This is a genomic window from Bowmanella denitrificans, assembly GCF_039522935.1.
In the GTDB taxonomy this organism is placed as follows: Bacteria; Pseudomonadota; Gammaproteobacteria; order Enterobacterales; family Alteromonadaceae; genus Bowmanella; species Bowmanella denitrificans.
On record NZ_BAAAEI010000006.1, the window covers coordinates 138,600 to 158,208 of the forward strand.

Here is a 19,609-nt window from a genome sequence, read left to right on the forward strand (position 1 = left end):
GAAGTAAAACAGGATTTCAGATGAATAAAAACAGCTTATTGCCACTTTCCGCCTTGAGTCTGGCTATTTTCGCTTCCGGCGCTTTTGCCGCCAGCTACCAGGTTGTGCCGCTGGATGCCACCGACAAGGGGCAATACACTTTTGCCAGCGGGATAAGCGGCGATGGGGATGTATTGCTGACGTTGGATACGCCTTACAGCCCATTGATTGATATCAGTTTGCTGGATCTGGACAATAACGAAGCACTAAGCAATCTGCTTGAATCACCTGATGATGTGAAAAATGGTGTTATCAGCAAGAAAGACCTGGCGGTTTTGTTTGCTTACGTCAACAGCCAGGCCGATAGCAGCCCGTTGGTTCAAAGAATTGCCCGGTATGTTGCTTATCTGTCAGATAACGACGGCAGTGAAAAACTCACTGGTTTTGATGTCACAGACAGTGATCTGGGTGATTTAACTAATAGTGTCACCGTTTCGCCAGGCAAGGTTAATACAGACGGCGTAGTGGTGGGGACCAGTTCTGCGCCTTACCTGAAATTAGCCTACACCAATGAATCCGATGACGAGCTCACCTATCTTATTCGTGACTTTGCCAGTCGTGGTTTTGTCAGGATTAACGGTCAGACCGTCGCACTGGTACCGCAGGAAGTGACATTAGGCGGCTACAGCGAAGCGCTGGGGATTTCTGATAATCTATGGGTGGCGGGGATTAGCTCGGTAGATAAGCCCGAGGGCATGGACACCGCCATTGCAAACTGCGATGACGATGAAAAACGTCCGGATGTACCAGTGGAGTATTGTTACAGCAATGCCAGAAGCATTGGTTATATGAACAAGGCAACACTATGGAAACTGGATAATCAGGGTAATATGCTGGATAGCAAAACCTTTGATCTTCCTTTTACTCCCGCAGAAGATGACACCAATTTTTACCCATCCCGGGCGGTGGATGTAAATAATGCTGGTATTGCCGTTGGCACCAGTTTTGACCGCTACCCGCAAAACAATGATGCCACTCGCGGCTTTGCCGCCGTGTTTGCGGACGGTAAAACCACTGTTTTTGCCAACAACGAAGATTATACTAATCAAACCCTAAGAAATAACTCTTATCTAAGTTGGACTGCTGCGATTAATAACCACAATCAGGTGGTAGGTCAGACTCTGAAGTTAGTGAACGGTTTTGAACGTACCAAATTCTTTGTGTATGACCTGGATGAACAAACCTTGGAATACCCAGATGACTTCTTTCCGGGTTCATCCAGTGTCGCCAGAGATATTAACGATGCCGGCTTGGTGGTAGGTGACGGTGAAGTTGAAACTACGATTGGCAGCGCCAACCGCCGACGTGCTGCGTTTTTATATGATCTGAACGATAAACAGTTCCGCAATCTGAATGATTTAGTCGCCTGTGACAGTCCTTATACTCTGGTACAGGGCAATGCCATTAACGAAAATGGCGAAATTGCCGCCACCGCCACATACAAACGTGCGAAACTGGACATTGTCGGTGAACCCTTGCTGGACGATGCCGGTAACCAGATTATGGAAGAAGCCGCGGTAGCGGTGAAACTGGTGCCTATTCCGGGCGGCAATATCGATGACTGCAGTTCAGATGACGATAAGATTGAGCGTCAGGGCGCCAGCTTTGGCTGGTGGATGCTAGGTCTGCTTGGGTTGGGCGGTCTGATCCGCAGACGTTAATCCTGATTTAGTGCATTCAATGGGCGTTGATGGCTCATTGAATGCACAGTCTGTTGTACTGGCACTGTGTTCCTGCCAAACATTCTCGCTCAAGGCTTTTCACTTGATGCTCCCCCGAGCTGCCCGCAGACAGGCCTTTATGCAAGACAGGCCAGAATATCTTCTTAATATGACAAAATGATGTAAGAAAAATTTCAACTGATTTCATGCGCTTAAAAATTTCAAGTGGATGAGTGCACTAAGTATGGTTGAACCATCAGGCCGAATTCGATATCACATACAAGTGGTCGCAAGATCACATTGTTAAATTACGGATGAGGTATCTAATGAAAAGACAGAAGAGAGATAAACTTTCCCGTGCCCATGCAAAGGGTTATCAAGCCGGCATCTCAGGTCGTTCCAAAGAAAATTGTCCTTATCAAACTACAGATTCCCGTTCCCAATGGTTAGGGGGTTGGCGAGCGGCTCAGGAAGATAGAAGTACTGGGTTGGCGAATCGCTGACATGGTTTAACTTTGCCGTTTAGCACGGCCTCAACCAGATAAAAAAAGCCCCGGACGGGGCTTTTGACGTTTTAGTAAAGCAGGGGCCTCAGAAGTTACTGGTATCCTGAAACAGGCCAACTTTTAAGTCTTTTGCTTCATATATCTTACGGCCATCGACTTCAACACAGCCGTCCGCCAACCCCATAAACAGCTTACGCTTGATGACGCGTTTCATATCAATACGGTAAGTCACTTTTTTTGCGGTAGGCAAAATTTGCCCGGTAAATTTGACTTCACCCACTCCCAGTGCCCTGCCTTTGCCGGGGCCATCCGACCAGCCCAGGAAAAAGCCTACTAACTGCCACATGGCATCCAGCCCCAGACAGCCAGGCATAACCGGGTCGCCAGGGAAGTGGCAGTCAAAGAACCACAGGTCCGGCGAGATATCCAGTTCAGCCACAATATGACCCTTGTCAAAGGCACCACCTTCCTCACCAATACTGACGATCCTGTCCATCATCAACATGTTTGGAGCGGGGAGCTGGCTGTTACCTGGTCCGAATAGTTCGCCACGGCTACAGGCCAGCAGGTCTTCTCTGGAGAAACTGTTTTTTCTGCTTGTCATAATTCTCTTGAAGGTTGGTGCAAAATCAGCGGCTTAATTTAGCGAACAGTCGTACGCTAAACAACTCTGAACAGTAAGATTTAGCCGAATTTTTCATTCATGATTGGAGTTTACCCACAAACCTGAATATCAGATACTGTTGGCAGGACCTGTTCACAAAAGTTTCATCATGCCAAACAGCAGTAACCCCAACGCAGATAAACAGAAGCGCTTTCGTGAAAGGCAGCGCGCCAAAGGTAACAAAGAAGTACGTGGCTATGTGACTCCCAAAGGCATGCAGTGTTACAAGGAACTGTCGGAGAAAAGTGGCTGGACAGACGGTGAATTACTGAATAATGCGTTACGCATAACCTATGCTGCCTATCGCTGTGGACAGATTAAGCTGTTAAACGAGTGGCTTAAAAGTAACGACTGTTAGCTTGCCAATATTGGCGGGTGCTGGCCACTCTCCAGAATACGGCGCTGGCAGCGCAGACAGGCGCTCAGGCCCTGCAGGGCTTTTTCCAGTATGGCGGCATCCAGATGCTGGCTCATACTGATGCGTATCAGACGGTGACGCAGTTGTTTATAGCGTTGATTTAATGCCTGCCATGGCGTATCCAAACCTTCGCTCATCTGGCGCTGCAAGTCAGCAAAATGCTGTACCTGTGCAAGCCAGTCCTGCACATCTTGTGCAAAAGGCGTGGCGGTCAAGGCATCGGCCTGTGCAATAAAATCCAGATACGCTTCAAGGGCAGATGAAAAGCCATGCAGGTCAGCCATGGCCTGCTCAAAAGCTTGTCCTTGTTGCTCGGTAAGCGGGTTGCGGCTGGCTTTGCTGATAAATTCGCGGATCTCACCCACCCGGCCCTGCAACCTGTCCAGTTTGACGTCTGTTTGTTGTGCTTGCGGCAATTCCAGAATGGCTAATCGCAGCAAGGCTGTCTCTCTTTGCACCGCGCCCAGGGCCAAATCGGGTATGGCTGCCAGGTTGGTATCCAATTGGGTATAGCGGTTAACCCGGCGAAAACGGCTTAATAGCCAGGCGGACATTTTCGGCTCCACCGGTAACATCAGCAGTACGCCCAGTAAGTTAAAGCCACTGTGAAAAAGGGCCAGAAACAATGGCATATGACTGGCCGTGCCCAACCAGTCTGCCAGCCCCCAGGTCAGCAGCGGAAGCAGACACAACGCCACCAGTCCGGTCAGAAGATTAAACAGTACATGGGCCATAACCAGGCGTTTAGCACCTGCTGAGGCGCCCAAACTGGCAAGTAACGCCGTGGACGTTGTACCGATATTGGCACCAATCACTGCCGCTGCAGCTAATTCCCAGTCACCCATGCCTGACGCCGATGCCGTTAAGATTATCGCGATGGCAGCGCTGGATGATTGCGTTAGGATGGTAAGAATCACCCCCAACCCCAGGCCCACCAGTAAAGGGCTGTTTATCCATTGGGTCAGGCTGGCGGGGTCAAACTGTACGGCGGAAAAGCTGCTTTGCAGCGCACTGATGCCCATAAACAGCAGGCCAAAGCCTGCCAGCGCCATACCCAGGGATTGTCCCCGTACCTTTGGCGAAAACACCTTAAGCAGCGCACCAATGCCGATAAGGGGGTAGGTGAATGCGGCCATATCCAGCTTAAAGCCGATGAGCGTTACCAACCAGGCGGTAAGGGTAGTGCCGACGTTGCTGCCGAAAATCACCCACACCGACTGGGCAAAACTCATCAGGCCAGCATTGACAAATCCAATAGTGGCAACCGTCACAGCACTGGAAGATTGCACCAGCCCGGTTACCACCACCCCGGCCACAAAGCCGCGCCAGCGACTGCTGATCCATTTTCCCAGCATATGTTCCAGGGCTTTACCACCAGCTATTTTTAAGCCTTCGGTCATCAGCCACATGCCCAGCAAGAAGAGTCCCAGCGCACCTAATAACTGCATGTTTGGTTTTCCTAAAACACCATGGATTGATGTTGTGACGGCATCTCAACCGCTAAGGTCTGTTCTTGCCAGAGTCGTTGCGCCAGGGCCTGCTGGGCCTGTGGCTCACCATGTACCAGAATCACCTTGGGCTGAGGTTTGAACTGACCAATCCATTTAACTAAACCAGATTGACCGGCATGGGCGGAAAAGCCCCCCAGAGTCTCTATGCGGGCCTTAACCAGATAAGGTTCACCAAAGAGTTTGATGTGCTTGGCTCCGTCTACCAAAATACGCCCCAGGGTGCCACGGGCTTGAAAACCTACAAATATCAGGGTGTTGTTTTTATTCCAGATACGCTGCTTAAAATGATGGCGGATACGGCCACCGTTACACATACCGCTGCCGGCAATAACAATGGCGCCCCTGGCCACTTTATTGATAGCCATGGAGTCTTCTGGCGTGACCGCCATAAACAAATTGGGCAGAAAATCTTCCAGCGGTTTGCGGTGATCTAATTGCAGATGCGCAGTATCTTCTTCCGATAACAGCGCCACCCATTTTTCATACACCCGGGTCACTTCAATGGCCATTGGGCTGTCGAGAAAGATTTGCCAGTTATCCAATTTGCCCTGCTGATGCAAGCAACCCAGATAGAACAACAGTTCCTGGGTGCGCCCAACCGCGAAGGAGGGGATCATCACGTTGCCGCCACGCTGCCAGGTCTCGGCCAGAATATCTTGCAACTGCGCAAGGGTGTCAGTTTCGTTGCGGTGTTCGCGATCGCCGTAGGTGCTTTCCATCAGCACCATATCGGCATGTTTCAGATAGCTGGGATCGTTCATCAGTACCGCGTTGCGTTTACCTAAATCCCCGCTAAAGACCAGACATTTATCGCGGCCACGCTCCTTGAAGTTCAGCTCAACAATGGCAGAGCCAAGAATATGCCCGGCATCATGCAGGGTAAACGCGGCATCCTGAGTCAATTGCCTGCTTTGCAGGTAATCCAGACCTTCACACTGATGTATGGCTTGCTCTACATCCTGCAGGCGATACTGAGGCTTGAGTAGTTTTTTGCCCTGGCGCTTGCGCCTGAGATTTTCCCGTTCCAGATCCCGCTCATACAGCCCGGCTGAGTCCTTTAGCATGATCCTGAGCAAGTCCACCGTGGCCTTGGTACAGAAAATCGGGCCGTCAAACCCCTGATGCACCAGCCTGGGTAACAAACCTGAGTGGTCCAGATGCGCATGGGACAAAATCACCGCATTGATGGTTTGTGGATTGAAATGAAAGTCATCAGACTCCAGGCGCTCAATAATATCGCCGCCCTGATGCATGCCACAGTCCAGTAGAATGCGACCGAAACTATCCGATTCGAGTAAATGACAGCTGCCGGTCACTTCCTGTGCTGCGCCGAGAAAACTAATGGTGGCCATATGTTTATTCCTTGTTGATTGCTCAAATGTAGCGCGATTTTTTAACGTTATCACGCTCTGGCCATACATGGATTGATATGGATCAGCGCCAAGGAAAGGAGAAGGCCGGTCTGCACCGGCCTGAAAATATTTAACGTCGAATCACCGCTTCCTGGCGATTCAGCAGGTCAATCAGTGGATTGTCGCGCAGAATTTTTGTCTTTAGCCACCCGCCAATCAACAAACCAACGACAAAGCCTCCAATATGCGCGCCATAATCAACTTCGGACTGCCCAATCAGCATGCCAAACAGATTAAAGGCCAGCCAGATACCAAAAAACCAGGGCGCAGACAGCTTTTTCTGGTAGACCACAATCATAAAGGTCAGACTGGCATGACGAAACCACAGCAGATACATACCAAACAGCGCAGCAATCGCCCCGCTGGCACCCACCGATGGAATATCGCTGCTGCTACGCAATAACGCGCCGGCCAGACTGGCGGCAATGCCGCACAGCAGGTACAAGCCCAGATACCGCCAGTGACCAAGCGCCTCTTCCAGGTTGTCGCCAACCACGTATAAAAAGTACATATTGCCCAGCAGGTGCAGCACCGAGCCGTGCAGGAAAATACAGGTCAGCAGCGTCCAGCTTTGCTGGCCGGCCAGTACTTCGTTGGGCACCGCAGCCAAGTGGCTGAATACCCAGATAAAACGGCCTTCATCGAAAAAGTAGCCGGCGAATATCAGCACATTCAGCGCAATCAGGGTCCAGTTAACCCAAGGACGGTTTTTACTTTTCAGGTTGTATTCCACCGGCATTTGCGAAAGAAACTGGAACAGATAGGTTTTCCAGTTAATTTTCTGGTTCAGCTCGGCCAGTGCGCTGCGCAGTGCCGGGCTTTGCTGCACACCCTGTAATTCTTCGCGATCGACCCAACTACCGTCACAATGATGGCAATGATCGATTTCGGTGTGATAGTCAGCCAGTAAATGATAACGCTGCAATTGCCGTTTACAGTCAGGGCAATTCAGCTCACTGTCGCCCAGCTTTTCACCAAAATATTGCTGATAATTATCCAATGGGCTGTCGGGGTGAAGTTCATCAATCATGCGATTAACTTCATCTTTTTCAAACCACAATCCACCGCAGGCCTGACAAACGTCGATTTCGTCGCTGCCATAGGTGGTCGGGGTCAGCATCTGGTTTTGACATTTTGGACAAGGCTTAATGGGCATGACTAAGCTCCTTTAACCCACCGATGTTTACCCCTTCTTCTGCCAGCGCCTGCTTAAGTTCAGTCGCGCTGCCAGCCAGGGCAGGGAGCACCTGTTGTTGAATATGGCTGCTGAGCTTCAGTAGCTGTTCTGCACCATAGGCCGAACCCAGACTGCGCTTTTCTACCTTGTCCATCAGTACCCGGGACTGGCTGTAAAAGCGTCTGACTTCGGTGAGGATCTCACTGGGTGTTTCCAGGGTTGAAGGATGAAAACGCATGGTTTCCCAGACATACAAGTCCATGGGCGGACGACTGTCTTTAATGATTTGCAGCGCCGGACTTTTGGCCAGTACCTCGGTGGCATACTTTTCCACATCCCGAACATTGTCCTGCAATTCATCGTACAAAGACATGCGCAGATAATAGTTGTCTTCCATCTTGCTATACGTATCGAACGTCAGGGCTTGCTGCAAACCACTTTGAGCCGCCAGGTAAACCCCAACAATGGTGGAGACAATCATAAAGATCTGGTTCAGCCAAAAGCCGGTTTTACGAAGTTCCTGATTATCCAAAGGAACTTTTCGCTGATGATTGAGGGCATCGGCCGTAGCCTGATTGATATCGGACTGAGACAAAACATACATCCTGTAGTAAGTGAAAAGGGCCGCAATAGTAGCGGATCATCCGGCCACTGATAAGCATGACGTTCGATGTGCACAATGACCTGATAGATAAGGTGAAAATATACAGGCCAGGCCGCCAGTTTTTACCTGAAAGGCCAGCAGAATTGTGTTAGATCAATACCACTGCATCTGTGCACCGATACACTGGCTGTATTGCTGATGACAGAGAAATACCATGCCAGGCTGGGATCCCAAACTTATTGCCAAATACAATATCAACGGACCACGTTATACCTCTTACCCCACCGCGCTGGCACTCAGTAGCGACTTTGACCCGGCCACAATGCAACTTGCATTGGAAGGCAGCCGTGCTGACCTGAGCCTGTATATTCACATTCCATTTTGTCATCAGCTTTGTTACTACTGCGGTTGTAATAAGGTGATTACCCGTCATCAGCATAAGGCTGACCGTTATCTGGATGCGCTGGAAGCGGAAATGGCCTTATATCAGGGTAAGCTGGGCGGAAAAGGCATACATCAGATTCACCTTGGCGGTGGTACGCCAACCTTCCTGACCGAAGCGCAGTTAAGCCGCTTAGTTTCAGCACTGCATCAGCACTTTTCTATCGCACAAGATGTGGAACTGAGCATTGAGATTGACCCGCGCTCCTGCAGTGACGATAAACTTCGTCACCTCAAAGCCCTGGGATTCAACCGGGTGAGTTTTGGTGTGCAGGATCTGGACAATAAAGTGCAGATTGCCATCAATCGGGTACAGGCCACAGAGCTGATTCAGCATCAGGTGGCGCTATGCCGGGAACTGGGTTTTGCCTCCGTGAATCTGGATCTGGTCTATGGCTTGCCGTTTCAGCATCCCGACAGTTTTGCCCAGACGCTGGCGGAGATTGTCAGATTAAGTCCGGATCGCATTTCTTTGTTCAGTTATGCGCACTTGCCAGCCCGTTTTGCCGCGCAGCGTAAAATCCCAGCGCACAGTCTGCCAGACTCAGCAACCAAGCTGGCGCTTTTGCAGCTGGCAATTGACGCATTCAACGCCGCCGGTTATCAGTTTATTGGTATGGATCATTTTGCCAAACCCGACGATGCGCTGGCGAAAGCGCAACAGCAAGGGCGCTTGCAGCGCAATTTCCAGGGTTATACCACCCATGGACAGGATGCCTTGATTGGCTTGGGAGTCTCGTCCATCAGCCAGGTAAATGGGGTGCTCTGGCAAAATGCCAAAGAACTGCCGGCTTATTACCAGGCCCTCGACGCTCAGCGTCTGCCGCTGGACAAAGGTTTTGCCCTGAGTCAGGAGGACAAATTAAGAGCTGCGCTGATCAGCCAGCTTATTTGTCACTTTCACCTGGATATTGCTGCGTTTAGTCAAACGTGGCAGTTGGCTGACTTTTGGGCACACTTTGCCGATGCGACACAAGCCCTACAGCCCTTTATCCAGGACGGCCTGGTCAGCGCTACAGACCAGCATCTGCAGGTATTGCCTAATGGCCGTTTTTGGGTGCGCAGTATTTGCGCTTGCTTTGACGCTTATCTGCAGCAGGGCCAGCAGCGTTATTCAAAGGTGGTGTAACGCCGCGTGCTATACCAGCCGTCAGCCAGCAGATCATTGGAACTGTGGGTCGCAATTAATTGCGACAAGATAGCCGCAAGTCAAAACTGATGACGGCAAATCTGTCGAATTAAAATTCGACCCACAGGCTAAAAGGGTTGGATGTGTACCCGTTCCCCTGGCTCAACGTTGCCGCGCTCCTGTTCAAGCACAATATAGCAATTGGCCTGGCCAATACTGGTCAGCACCCCGGAACCCTGATTGCCGGTACTTTTCACCTGTAACTGGCCGTCTTCGTTCTGCCAGTAAATGCCGCGCTGAAGATCCATGCGGCCTGGGCGCTTTTTTAAGCTGACAATGGTTTCAGCGCTAAACTGCCTGGAGTTTTGCCGTTCTTGCCCTGCCATCACCGCCAAAGCCGGACGAACCAGATAATCAAAGGTGACATAAGCTGAGACCGGGTTACCGGGCAGGCCAAAAAACACACAGCCACCGAGATTGCCAAATGCAAAAGGTTTGCCTGGTTTTATCGCCAGTTTCCAGAAACCAATCTCGCCCAGCTCAGCCAGGATCTCTTTGGTAAAATCCGCTTCACCCACCGACACACCACCAGAGCTGATCAGCGCATCACACTCAGCCGCAGCCTGACTTAAGGCCAGCCGCAATGCCTGCTTGCTGTCCGGGACAATACCTAGGTCCAGTACATCAATACCCAGTTGCTGCAATTGCGCCCGCAGTACCGCCCGGTTGCTGTCGTAGATCTGTCCGTCGGCCAGCGCTGTCCCTGGTGCAACCAGTTCATCGCCAGAAGACATCAAAGCCACTTTGAGCGGCTGATATACATTCACCTCGGCAATACCTAAAGATGCCAGTAATCCCAGATCCACTGCGCGCAATCGGTGCCCGGCACTGAACAGAATCTGCCCCGTGGCAATATCTTCACCTTGCCTGCGAATGTTCTGACCTTTAACAGGCTGGCTTAAAAAGTGAATTTGCTCGCCATTCGCTTTAGTTTGTTCCTGCATCACCACGGCGTCGGCCCCTGTTGGGATAACAGCGCCGGTCATAATACGTACGGTTTGGCCCTTTTGTACTTGTCCGGTAAAAGGTGCGCCAGCAAAACTGCTGCCAATCAGTTGCAGACTATCTTTATCTTGCAAGTCTTCTGCACGCAGGGCATAGCCATCCATGGAAGAGTTATCATGGGGAGGAATAGCCAAAGCGGCCAGAATATCGTCGGCCAGAATTGCACCTAAGGCAGCGTCCAGTTGTATTGGCATTTTGGCCTGCTCACAGCGCAGCGAGGCAAGCATCAGGTTGATAGCCTGCTCAACCGGCATCATCGTGGGTGCGTTATCACAAGGGCTGCTATGGTTTTCGCTCATGAAAGACTCCTTCTACTAATCTGCGGTTAGGGTAACCAGTTGACGCGTTGATGCCAATACAACAAAAGGAATAGAGTCTCTAAAGAAGACGATAGGCCGTGCTGTGGCGGGATTTAACTGCCACAGCACGGCGATTATTGATGCAATGCTGTTTTAAAAACGGTAATCCACCTTAGCCCATAAAGTACGGCCTGGCTCATTTACCCGGCCGCTGACAATATACCCGGGGATATCGGCGGCACTTTTACTCAGATACTCCTGATATTGCCTATCCAGCAGATTGTCTATCCCTAGACTGATTTGCCACTGATTGTCCGGTGACCACATGGCATTGGCTGACAAAATGCCAAAGCCTGCGGTAGGAAGGGTGTCCAGCCCCACTATGGTGCCCTGATTTTGTGCTACCTTATCCTGGCTTTGCACCAGGCGCCACAGGGCGCCAAACTGCCAGTCCTGCCATTGATAGGCAGTACTTAAACGCAGCTCCACAGGTGGTTGCTGAGCAAGTGGCAGATCGTCGCTATCGTTGCTACCGCGGCTAACCGTCAGACTTGATTCTACACGCCACTGCGTGGTGGCCTGCCAGGTCAGGCTGGCTTCGCCCCCGAATGTGTGAGCGTCGATATTGCGCACGGTTTCCGGCAGCATTGGATTGTGCTTGTCGAGCAATATGAAATCGCTGATATCGGCATAGTAACCGGACAAACTCAGTCGCACATTCTGCCAGTGACGGATCCAGCCTATGTCCAACTGATGGGTAATCTCAGCATCGGTAGCAAAAGCTGAGGCGCTATCTTCTCCGCCGCGATTATTACCCAATAGTTCCCAGTAGTCGGGGAAGCGTGCCGCCCGGCCAATACCGGCATACCAGGTCTGGTGATCACTTTGCTGCTCCAGGCGCACAAACCCGCTGGTCAGGGTCTCAGAACGTTTTTGCCCGAAGCTGGGGTTCGGTATGGTCATCATCATGCTTTTACGCAAACTCTTGCGACTGTCTTCGGCTTGCCAGTCATCCACTCGCACACCGCCATGCAGGCTTAGGCTGTCTGAGTAGGCATAGCTCAATTCGCTAAACAGGCCCCACTGTTCAAAGCGACCATCTTCCAGATAAGGCATATCCTCAAAAGGCATCATTGGCTGGTTCATGCTCATGCGGTTGCGATGGGTATTCTGACTGGCATCAACGCCCACTTTAGCCTGCAGTTTGCCCAAGGCCAGATCAGCCTGAATACGGCCGCCGCGGTTATAGCGGTCCGGGTTCATGGCGGCAGGAGTTGGCATCATCATACTGGGAATAAAATCACGCAGACTGTAGTTATCCATCACATGATCAACATGATTAAAATACAACTGGCCTTCCAGACGGGGCAACCAGTCGGCAAGATTGTCTTTGCGGCCTTTCAAACTAACCTGGCGGCGGTCAAACAGCGAACCATCCATGCTGCGATCCGCATAGGCGGCTTCTCCGTCACTGCTCCCCAGGCTGAGCATCAGCAAGCTATCGGCATCCGCTGTCCAGGCAAGCTCGGCGTTAGCGCTCCACCTGTCGTAATGGCTGTTAACTTCGTTACCGTCACCGTCTTGATAATTATCCGCCTTGGCCTTAGCCGCATTCACTCTGACAAAACCACGCTGATTACCCAAGGTTAAGTCGGTATTCAGCTCCTGCCGTCCGGCACTGGCCAGGGTCAGGCTGGTGTCGGTTTTAAAGCCACTTTCGCTTAGCTGATAGCTGTTTCGTTCAAACAGCACGGTAGCGTTAGCGGGCAAATGCAACACCGATTGCGGCCCTTTAATTACGCGGATTTGATCAAAGCTCTGTGGGGATAAATAGGCGGTGGGCGGGTCCATGCGGCTGCTGCAACCACCAAAGAGTAAGTTACCGTCATTTAAGATGGTTAAACGCGACGCGGCCATGCCACGAAATACCGGGTCGCCACTGGCGCCACCTTTACGCACCATGGAAAAGCCGGGGATGGTTTTCAGATAATCGGCACCATCATGGGCGGGTAATGGCTGACGAGCTTGCTTGGCATCGGTAATCACCTGATTAGGCAGGCTTAAGGCTTCACCGTTGACAACAATCGTTTCAACAGCGTTGTCTTGCTGCTGCGCGGTGTTGTCGGCATAGCTAAATGCACTAAGCAGAGCCAGGCTCAGGGCACTGGCTCGAAAAGCAGTGTGTTTGTTCATTGTATTGATTCCGTTTGCTATAGGGGCACGGCGAGTCACCTGTGACCCATAAATGTCTATTTGTTGTTAATTAGGGAATCAAACGGCGGGCGGGGCGCGAGACAGAGCTTTGGCGTACTGGGCTTGTAAATGTGGCGTAGCGAGACGCGGGTTAAGCAGGTCGGGGTAGCTTAACTGGGCGATGGTGATCGCATGGCTAACTCCGCATGTCTTGAGATCCTGGGCAAACAAGTCGCCACATTTTAGGGTTTTGAGTTCCTGCGGAAGATCTTTTGGTGCATCGACGAACACAAACGTGCCCGCTTGCCAGGAAGCGGACATCGATACCCACTTCATATCACGCCCGGTACAGATCAAGACTTTATCGTCATCACTGTATGCGCGGGCCTGGGCCAGGTGTTGAGATGCCGCAAACGCCAGGCTGAGATTGTTGAAGATAAACATCAACAGCAGCAGCGGCATTAACCAGGTTTGAGTGCGGCGTTTTAACAAGTGCCCGTCCAGATTGGCAAAACTGACCTTAGTGTAAAAGCAAGCAAGCCTGTGGACAATATCTCTTTAGGGGGATCCTTTGCGCTGGATCAGGGTAGTTTAAATACTCCGGGTAGTAATGCATCCACCCGCCACACTTTCATTTGTTCTGTGTCACAGGTGGCATAAATCAGCGCGTCTGCGGCAAAAAACTCCACAATAACCTGGCGGCAGGCGCCGCAAGGGGAATAAAGTGAATCGCCCGGCATATAAATCAGCAGACTGTCAAAGTCGCAGGCCAGCTTACCCTGGGCAATGGCGCTGAAGATTACCGTACGTTCGGCGCAGTTACACAGGCCAAAGCTGGCGTTTTCTACATTGCAACCTTGCAGCATTGTACCGTCTTTCAGCTTAAGTGCGGCGCCAACAGGGAACTGGCTGTAAGGCGCATAGGCACGCCCAGCGGCCTGCCTGGCTTGCTCGTACATAGGTTCAATGGCCTGAATTCGCTTGCTACTGTCACTCATAATGCCACCTCGTCGCCTTCATTTAAGATAAGTAAAGGCACCTCTGAGTTTAAGCGCGGGTACATAGCCAGCAATCGTAACAGGGCTGAATGGGAGCTGAGATCCCCCATGCCCCAACTGGCATTGCCATAACCCCAGGGGATCATGACCTTGCAGTTTAGTTCGGCGGCTGCGGTCAGGGCATCCTCTGGCGTGGTATGCACATAGCGATACCACTTGCTGTGTTCTTCGTGATGATAGGACGCGATGGGGATCAAACAGATATCAATATCACCAAAACGCTGGTGGATATCGTTAAAATGCGCCGAATAACCTGTATCACCTGCAAAAAATAAGGTTTTACCTTGATACTCTAACAGCCAGGCACTCCACAAGGCTTTCTCATTGTCGTCGTATAAAAAGGGCACCCAGATGCGACCGTTAAAATGATGAGCCGGTACCGAGTGAATAGTCAGCTCGCCCAGCGATTTACTGGCATACCAGTCCATCTCGTTTATCTTGTAACCGCCCTGATCAAAGTAGTCGCCACTGCCCAGCCCAACAAAATACTCAGCCTGATTGCCAATCTCGGCAATATCCGCCTTGTTAAAGTGATCATAATGCAAGTGCGAATACAGCACTGCGCTGGTCTTGGCTAACTGCTCACCCCCCAGCCACAAGCCAGGTTCACGATGGGTATCGGCAAACCAGTCAGCGGCCCAGTCTACCGGCCAGTCGAACTGCTTGCTGACCGGGTCCAGTAGAATCTGCTGACCATCCGGTGCCTGGATCACAAAACTGGCATGGCCCAACCAGCGTACAGTAAAACCGCTGTTCAGCCCTGGCGGTGTTTGCGCACCGATGTACTGGCAATGTTCTGCGGATGTTTCACATTGCACATCAGGGTGGGGCGGATAACAGTTTTCCTGGCAGGTGACCGGGTAGGTCTTGTCACCCGGATACAGATTGCCGTAGCGGCCGTCTTCCAGCAATTTAGCCACCGGAGTATCCGCAGTGATACGGGTAATGTGATTGCTGCTGCAGGCCGACAGCAAACCGGTCAGACAGACAAGAGACAAGGAGAGATTGATTTTCATCGTTTGTTGTTATGATTTTTTTGGCCCGACAGTCTATTGGCAACACCACCGACTGCCAAGGCCAAAGACACATAAAAATGTAACAAGGGGCTTGATTAAGCCAGTACCGATGGCCGCCCGTTTATAATTCCGATGTAGGTTATTTAGCCTTGGGCCGAAACGCATTGATGACGGATTCATTGCACTGCAAGTAAGGACCCTCCATCAAATCAAGACAATAGGGCACGGCTGGGAACACGGCGTCCAGGCATTGGCGGATCGCCTTTGGCTTACCGGGCAGGTTGATAATTAATGATTGCCCCCGCAAGCCGGCAGTCTGGCGCGACAAGATAGCCGTCGGCACATATTTCAGGCTTTCCATTCGCATCAGTTCGCCAAAGCCGGGCATCATACGATCGCATACCGCTTCGGTTGCTTCCGGAGTGACATCTCGCTTAGCAGGCCCGGTACCGCCTGTCGTCACCACCAGGGCGCAGCCGTCTGTATCTACCAAGGCTTTCAGCGCCTGTTCAATCAGGGGCTGTTCATCTTCTACCAGACGATACACTGGCTCCCATGTGCTGGTTAAGTAGTCGTTCAGCGTGTCGATAATGGCGGGACCGGACAAGTCTTCGTACTGGCCACGGCTGGCGCGATCGCTGACGGTCAGAATGCCGATTTTGGCAGGTTGTGACATAGAGCCTCCTAGAATACATGGGCCGCTAAGCTTACCCATGACGACACGACCTGCCAATAGTCAGCTTGTTATCTTATTTGGCGGACAGCACCATGGATGTGATCTTATTAGCCAGATGACCACTGGGAAAATCCTCTTCATTGGACAACACCACCACCACATAATCGATGGATTCACTGCGCAATATATAGGTGCTAAAACCTTCAATACCGCCGCCATGCTGGTGGAATTGATCGCCATTGACGTTGTAGCTGATATTCCAGCCCAGGGCATAACCGGCTAAAGCCGGAGTGTACATTTGTTCGGCCGATTGGTCTGAGATTAGCCATCGTTGGCGCAGGGCATTATGCCAGATAAACAAATCTTCTACGGTGGAGGCCAGTGCACCAGACGCATAAGGAACGCTCATATTCAGTATTGGTGCTGGTTTGCCATCACCATACCCCACCGCAAACTGCTGATTCGGCGCATCATAACCATAGCCACTGTTGGACATACCCAGCGGCCTGAAAATTTCCTGCTCAATAAAGTCGGCATAAGCCACACCAGACACCTGCTCGATAATAAAACCTGCAAGTACATAATTTGAGTTGGAATATTGGTACTGTGTACCAGGTTCAAATTCCAGTTCGTAGCCACTGAACTGGTCAATGAGCTGACCGGGCGTTAGTTGTTTAAACTGCAATTCCGCGAAGTTCTTCAGCGATGTGTAATTAATAATGCCACTGTTCATATTCAGCAGATTCTTCAGGGTTATCTTGTCGGCACTGGGAAAGTCGGGCAGATATTGGGATAGGGGATCTTCAAGAGACAGCTGCCCCCGCTCTTGTAATATCAACATGGCCATCGCGGTAAACTGTTTGGACACCGACGCGATTAAAAAGGTCGTGTCAGCATGATTCTGGATGTTCTGGGCGCGATCGGCCAAATCAAAGCCACGTTTTAGCAGAATTTTGCCGTCTTTTGCCACTAACACTGCGCCTGAAAAAGGCTGTGAGGCGATGTAGTCTTCAATACTTTGCCCTTGGACAGGATCCGACAAGGTGACTTTTTTATCACTACCACAGGCTGATAAGGTCAGGGCGAGGATTAAAACAATAACAGCAGAAAAGAATCGACGGGTGATTTGCATATTATTCAGGTCGTAGAAGTAAACCGCCATGCTAGCAAATCGGTCTGTAAAAATTCCTGCGCTAAAATGTAAAAAGCTGTAGGACGGTGCCTATTCAGATAGATTCATACTCCCCAGATTCTCCTGTATATCAAGGTTGCGCATTTTTCGGCGGCTTCCTGGCCCAAGGGGGCCAGTACTCGACATGGATTGTTGTGAATATGGCAGCCGCGACGTAAGCTAACCGAGTGTTTGCCGTTCCTTGTCTGGAATCTGCCATGAGTAACAGTAAAAATATCAAGCCCTACTCGGGCCCGGCGGCGGGCTGGGGTGCACTGAAGAGTGTGACCAAGGCTTGGATTGATAGTGAAAAACCACTGAAAAATCTGCGTGCTATGCTCAGAACCAATCAGGACCAAGGTTTTGACTGCCCGGGCTGTGCCTGGGGAGAGTCACCAGATCAGCACAAAATTAAGTTTTGTGAAAACGGCGCCAAGGCGGTCAACTGGGAGTCAAGCGGGCGCTTGGTCACGCCAAGCTTTTTCAGTCAATACAGCGTCACGCAATTGCGCAAGCACAGCGACTATTGGCTGGAATATCAGGGCCGTATTACCCACCCGATGCGCTATGACGCCCTGACCGATCACTATGTAGAAACCAGTTGGGATGAAGCGTTTGCCTTGGTTGCCCGACATCTGAATGGCCTGGAGTCGCCCAATCAGGCCGAGTTTTATACCTCCGGCCGGGCCAGCAATGAAGCGGCCTATTTGTACCAGCTGTTTGTGCGGGCCTTTGGCACCAACAATTTCCCGGATTGCTCCAATATGTGCCATGAAGCCAGTGCCCAGGGCATGGTCAGCACCATAGGGGTGGGGAAGGGCACGGTGGTGTTTGAGGATTTTGCCAAGGCCGATGCCATTTTTGTGATTGGCCAAAACCCCGGCACGAACCACCCGCGCATGCTCGAACCACTGCGCGAAGCGGTGGCACGTGGTGCTCAGGTGGTGTGTTTTAATCCACTGAAAGAACGCGGGTTGCAGCGTTTTCAGCATCCGCAGCATCCTTTTGAGATGCTTAGCAATGGTTCGCAGCCCACCAATACCGCGTATTTTTGCCCGGCACTAGGCGGTGATATGGCGGCCCTGCGCGGTATGGCCAAATTTTTACTGCAGTGGGAACGCGAAGCCCAGACTCAGGGCCTGGCACCGGTATTTGACCATGACTTTATCCAGGCCCATACCCAGGGACTGGACGCTTACTTAGCCGAAGTGGACAACACATCCTGGCAGCAGATTGTTGAGCAGTCCGGGCTTGCTAAGGCTGATATTGAGCTGGCGGCCAGCATGTATCGACGGGCCGATAAGGTGATTATGTGCTGGGCCATGGGCATTACCCAGCACAAGCATTCCGTTGCCACCGTGCAGGAAATCGTTAATTTGCAATTACTGCGAGGCAATGTTGGCAAACCTGGGGCGGGGTTGTCACCCGTGCGCGGGCACAGCAATGTGCAGGGCGATCGCACTATGGGGATTAATGAAGTACCGCCAGCCTGGTTTCTGGATGCCATTGAACAGCGTTTTGCCTTTCAGGTACCACGTAGCCGGGGCCATAATACCGTGCAAGCCATACAGGCCATGGAAGCAAAACAGGCCAAAGTCTTTATTGGCCTTGGCGGTAATTTTGCCCAGGCAACCCCCGATACGCTGCGTACCCATGCAGCATTGCAAAACTGCGAGTTAACCGTACATATCAGCACTAAGCTCAATCGGTCACACTTAACTTTGGGCAAAGACGCGTTGATTTTGCCTTGTTTGGGCCGCAGTGAAGAAGATGTGCAGGTCAAAGGCAAGCAAGGCATTACTGTGGAAGACACCTTTTCCATGGTGCATTTGTCCTATGGGCAGTTGCCGCCTTGTTCAGATGCCCTGCGCTCTGAGCCTGCCATAGTGGCGGGCATTGCAAAAGCCACGCTAGGCAATCAGCCGGTGGACTGGGATGATCTGATTGCCGATTATGGTCGTATCCGCGAACTGATTGCCGATACCATTCCCGGCTTTGCCGACTTTAATGCCAGATTACAGCAGCCCGGCGGCTTTTATCTGGGCAATGCTGCGGCACAGCGACGCTGGCGCACTGCCAGTGGTAAGGCACAATTTGCCTGCGGCCCATTACCCACACAACTGCTAAATGAAAAGATCCTGGCCAGCGGCGAAAAGCCTGATTTGATCCTGCAAACCCTGCGCTCGCACGACCAATACAACACTACCTTATATGGCCTGGATGATCGCTATCGCGGCGTTTTTGGGCTGCGCGAAGTGCTGTTTGTCAACAAACTGGATATCCAGCGCCTGGGTTTTGCCGCCGGTGACAAGGTCGACATTATTTCATTATGGGAAGATGGCCTGGAGCGGCGCATCAGCGGCTTTGAATTGGTGGAATATGACACGCCTGGCGGACAGGCCGCCGCCTATTATCCCGAAACTAATCCCCTGGTACCGCTGGAAAGCTATGGCGATGGCTCTTTTACGCCCACCTCAAAATTTATTGCAATCAAACTGGAAAAGGCCAAAGCGGATAAGCAAATCGCCGCAGCCATATTATAAGGTAGAGCAGGGCGGTGACAGCTGTC

17 protein-coding genes are annotated in these 19,609 nt (G+C 51.4%); 5 read left to right on the forward strand and 12 right to left on the reverse strand.

The window, feature by feature from the left end; all coding sequences use genetic code 11:
- Positions 1-20: 20 nt before the first annotated feature.
- Together ABD028_RS03605 and rmf are read left to right on the forward strand one after the other, a co-directional pair.
- Positions 21-1,700 carry a DUF3466 family protein gene (locus tag ABD028_RS03605; protein WP_343841848.1) on the forward strand — a complete coding sequence of 560 codons (1,680 nt, stop codon included), beginning with the start codon at positions 21-23 and terminating at the stop codon, positions 1,698-1,700.
- A gap of 326 nt (positions 1,701-2,026) precedes the next feature.
- Positions 2,027-2,203, forward strand: a complete 177-nt coding sequence (rmf, locus tag ABD028_RS03610) for a ribosome modulation factor (RefSeq protein WP_102795508.1) — start codon at positions 2,027-2,029, stop codon at positions 2,201-2,203.
- 88 nt (positions 2,204-2,291) lie between these two features.
- Here the strand turns inward: rmf and fabA are convergent, their stop codons facing one another.
- Positions 2,292-2,810 (reverse strand): 3-hydroxyacyl-[acyl-carrier-protein] dehydratase FabA, encoded by a 519-nt coding sequence (gene fabA, locus ABD028_RS03615; protein WP_102795383.1) that lies wholly within the window; start codon positions 2,808-2,810, stop codon positions 2,292-2,294.
- A 169-nt stretch (positions 2,811-2,979) separates the two neighbouring features.
- On the opposite strand from fabA, the gene ABD028_RS03620 reads away from it, so the two are divergent.
- Positions 2,980-3,228 (forward strand): hypothetical protein, encoded by a 249-nt coding sequence (locus ABD028_RS03620; protein ID WP_102795509.1) that lies wholly within the window; start codon positions 2,980-2,982, stop codon positions 3,226-3,228.
- Here ABD028_RS03620 and ABD028_RS03625 read toward each other — a convergent pair.
- From ABD028_RS03625 to ABD028_RS03640, 4 genes are all read right to left on the reverse strand, one after another.
- Positions 3,225-4,736 (reverse strand): Na/Pi cotransporter family protein, encoded by a 1,512-nt coding sequence (locus ABD028_RS03625; protein ID WP_343841855.1) that lies wholly within the window; start codon positions 4,734-4,736, stop codon positions 3,225-3,227. The genes ABD028_RS03620 and ABD028_RS03625 overlap by 4 nt on opposite strands.
- Positions 4,737-4,747: 11 nt before the next feature.
- Positions 4,748-6,151 (reverse strand): MBL fold metallo-hydrolase RNA specificity domain-containing protein, encoded by a 1,404-nt coding sequence (locus ABD028_RS03630; protein WP_343841858.1) that lies wholly within the window; start codon positions 6,149-6,151, stop codon positions 4,748-4,750.
- A gap of 130 nt (positions 6,152-6,281) precedes the next feature.
- Positions 6,282-7,367 (reverse strand): rhomboid family intramembrane serine protease, encoded by a 1,086-nt coding sequence (locus tag ABD028_RS03635; RefSeq protein ID WP_343841861.1) that lies wholly within the window; start codon positions 7,365-7,367, stop codon positions 6,282-6,284.
- The gene (locus ABD028_RS03640) at positions 7,357-7,983 is read right to left on the reverse strand and encodes a hypothetical protein (RefSeq protein WP_245921399.1); all 627 of its coding nucleotides are present in this window, start codon (positions 7,981-7,983) and stop codon (positions 7,357-7,359) included. The genes ABD028_RS03635 and ABD028_RS03640 overlap by 11 nt, the downstream gene beginning before the upstream one ends.
- A 223-nt stretch (positions 7,984-8,206) precedes the next feature.
- Between ABD028_RS03640 and hemN the strand changes: the two genes are divergently transcribed.
- On the forward strand, positions 8,207-9,562 hold the full coding sequence (hemN, locus tag ABD028_RS03645) for an oxygen-independent coproporphyrinogen III oxidase (protein WP_343841869.1): 1,356 nt from the start codon (positions 8,207-8,209) through the stop codon (positions 9,560-9,562).
- Positions 9,563-9,690: 128 nt separating this feature from the next.
- Here the strand turns inward: hemN and moeA are convergent, their stop codons facing one another.
- The 7 genes from moeA to ABD028_RS03680 form a co-directional block, all read right to left on the reverse strand.
- Positions 9,691-10,926: a molybdopterin molybdotransferase MoeA gene (gene moeA / locus ABD028_RS03650; RefSeq protein ID WP_343841873.1), complete on the reverse strand. Its 1,236-nt coding sequence runs from the start codon at positions 10,924-10,926 to the stop codon at positions 9,691-9,693.
- Between the two features lie 153 nt (positions 10,927-11,079).
- Entirely contained in the window at positions 11,080-13,119 is a 2,040-nt protein-coding gene (locus tag ABD028_RS03655) for a TonB-dependent copper receptor (RefSeq protein WP_343841876.1), read from the reverse strand.
- A 78-nt stretch (positions 13,120-13,197) separates the two neighbouring features.
- Complete coding sequence (locus ABD028_RS03660) at positions 13,198-13,611, reverse strand: hypothetical protein (protein ID WP_343841878.1); 414 nt, start codon at positions 13,609-13,611, stop codon at positions 13,198-13,200.
- A gap of 89 nt (positions 13,612-13,700) precedes the next feature.
- Entirely contained in the window at positions 13,701-14,117 is a 417-nt protein-coding gene (locus tag ABD028_RS03665) for a cytidine deaminase (RefSeq protein ID WP_102795393.1), read from the reverse strand.
- The gene (locus ABD028_RS03670; protein WP_343841881.1) at positions 14,114-15,193 is read right to left on the reverse strand and encodes an MBL fold metallo-hydrolase; all 1,080 of its coding nucleotides are present in this window, start codon (positions 15,191-15,193) and stop codon (positions 14,114-14,116) included. Before ABD028_RS03670 ends, ABD028_RS03665 begins: the two co-directional genes overlap by 4 nt.
- A 139-nt stretch (positions 15,194-15,332) precedes the next feature.
- Positions 15,333-15,869, reverse strand: a complete 537-nt coding sequence (gene mog, locus ABD028_RS03675) for a molybdopterin adenylyltransferase (RefSeq protein WP_343841883.1) — start codon at positions 15,867-15,869, stop codon at positions 15,333-15,335.
- 73 nt (positions 15,870-15,942) lie between these two features.
- Positions 15,943-17,031 carry a serine hydrolase domain-containing protein gene (locus ABD028_RS03680; RefSeq protein WP_343841886.1) on the reverse strand — a complete coding sequence of 363 codons (1,089 nt, stop codon included), beginning with the start codon at positions 17,029-17,031 and terminating at the stop codon, positions 15,943-15,945.
- Positions 17,032-17,258: 227 nt separating this feature from the next.
- Between ABD028_RS03680 and ABD028_RS03685 the strand changes: the two genes are divergently transcribed.
- Complete coding sequence (locus tag ABD028_RS03685; protein ID WP_343841889.1) at positions 17,259-19,583, forward strand: FdhF/YdeP family oxidoreductase; 2,325 nt, start codon at positions 17,259-17,261, stop codon at positions 19,581-19,583.
- Positions 19,584-19,609: the final 26 nt, after the last annotated feature.

Coding starts and splice junctions, on each gene's coding strand:
- ABD028_RS03665 (WP_102795393.1), bottom strand. CDS start 14,117: ATGAGTGACAGTAGCAAGCGAATTCAGGCCATTGAACCTATGTACGAG.
- ABD028_RS03625 (WP_343841855.1), bottom strand. CDS start 4,736: ATGCAGTTATTAGGTGCGCTGGGACTCTTCTTGCTGGGCATGTGGCTG.
- moeA (WP_343841873.1), bottom strand. CDS start 10,926: ATGAGCGAAAACCATAGCAGCCCTTGTGATAACGCACCCACGATGATG.
- ABD028_RS03605 (WP_343841848.1), top strand. CDS start 21: ATGAATAAAAACAGCTTATTGCCACTTTCCGCCTTGAGTCTGGCTATT.
- ABD028_RS03655 (WP_343841876.1), bottom strand. CDS start 13,119: ATGAACAAACACACTGCTTTTCGAGCCAGTGCCCTGAGCCTGGCTCTG.
- mog (WP_343841883.1), bottom strand. CDS start 15,869: ATGTCACAACCTGCCAAAATCGGCATTCTGACCGTCAGCGATCGCGCC.
- rmf (WP_102795508.1), top strand. CDS start 2,027: ATGAAAAGACAGAAGAGAGATAAACTTTCCCGTGCCCATGCAAAGGGT.
- ABD028_RS03620 (WP_102795509.1), top strand. CDS start 2,980: ATGCCAAACAGCAGTAACCCCAACGCAGATAAACAGAAGCGCTTTCGT.
- fabA (WP_102795383.1), bottom strand. CDS start 2,810: ATGACAAGCAGAAAAAACAGTTTCTCCAGAGAAGACCTGCTGGCCTGT.
- ABD028_RS03635 (WP_343841861.1), bottom strand. CDS start 7,367: ATGCCCATTAAGCCTTGTCCAAAATGTCAAAACCAGATGCTGACCCCG.
- ABD028_RS03630 (WP_343841858.1), bottom strand. CDS start 6,151: ATGGCCACCATTAGTTTTCTCGGCGCAGCACAGGAAGTGACCGGCAGC.
- ABD028_RS03670 (WP_343841881.1), bottom strand. CDS start 15,193: ATGAAAATCAATCTCTCCTTGTCTCTTGTCTGTCTGACCGGTTTGCTG.
- hemN (WP_343841869.1), top strand. CDS start 8,207: ATGCCAGGCTGGGATCCCAAACTTATTGCCAAATACAATATCAACGGA.
- ABD028_RS03680 (WP_343841886.1), bottom strand. CDS start 17,031: ATGGCGGTTTACTTCTACGACCTGAATAATATGCAAATCACCCGTCGA.
- ABD028_RS03685 (WP_343841889.1), top strand. CDS start 17,259: ATGAGTAACAGTAAAAATATCAAGCCCTACTCGGGCCCGGCGGCGGGC.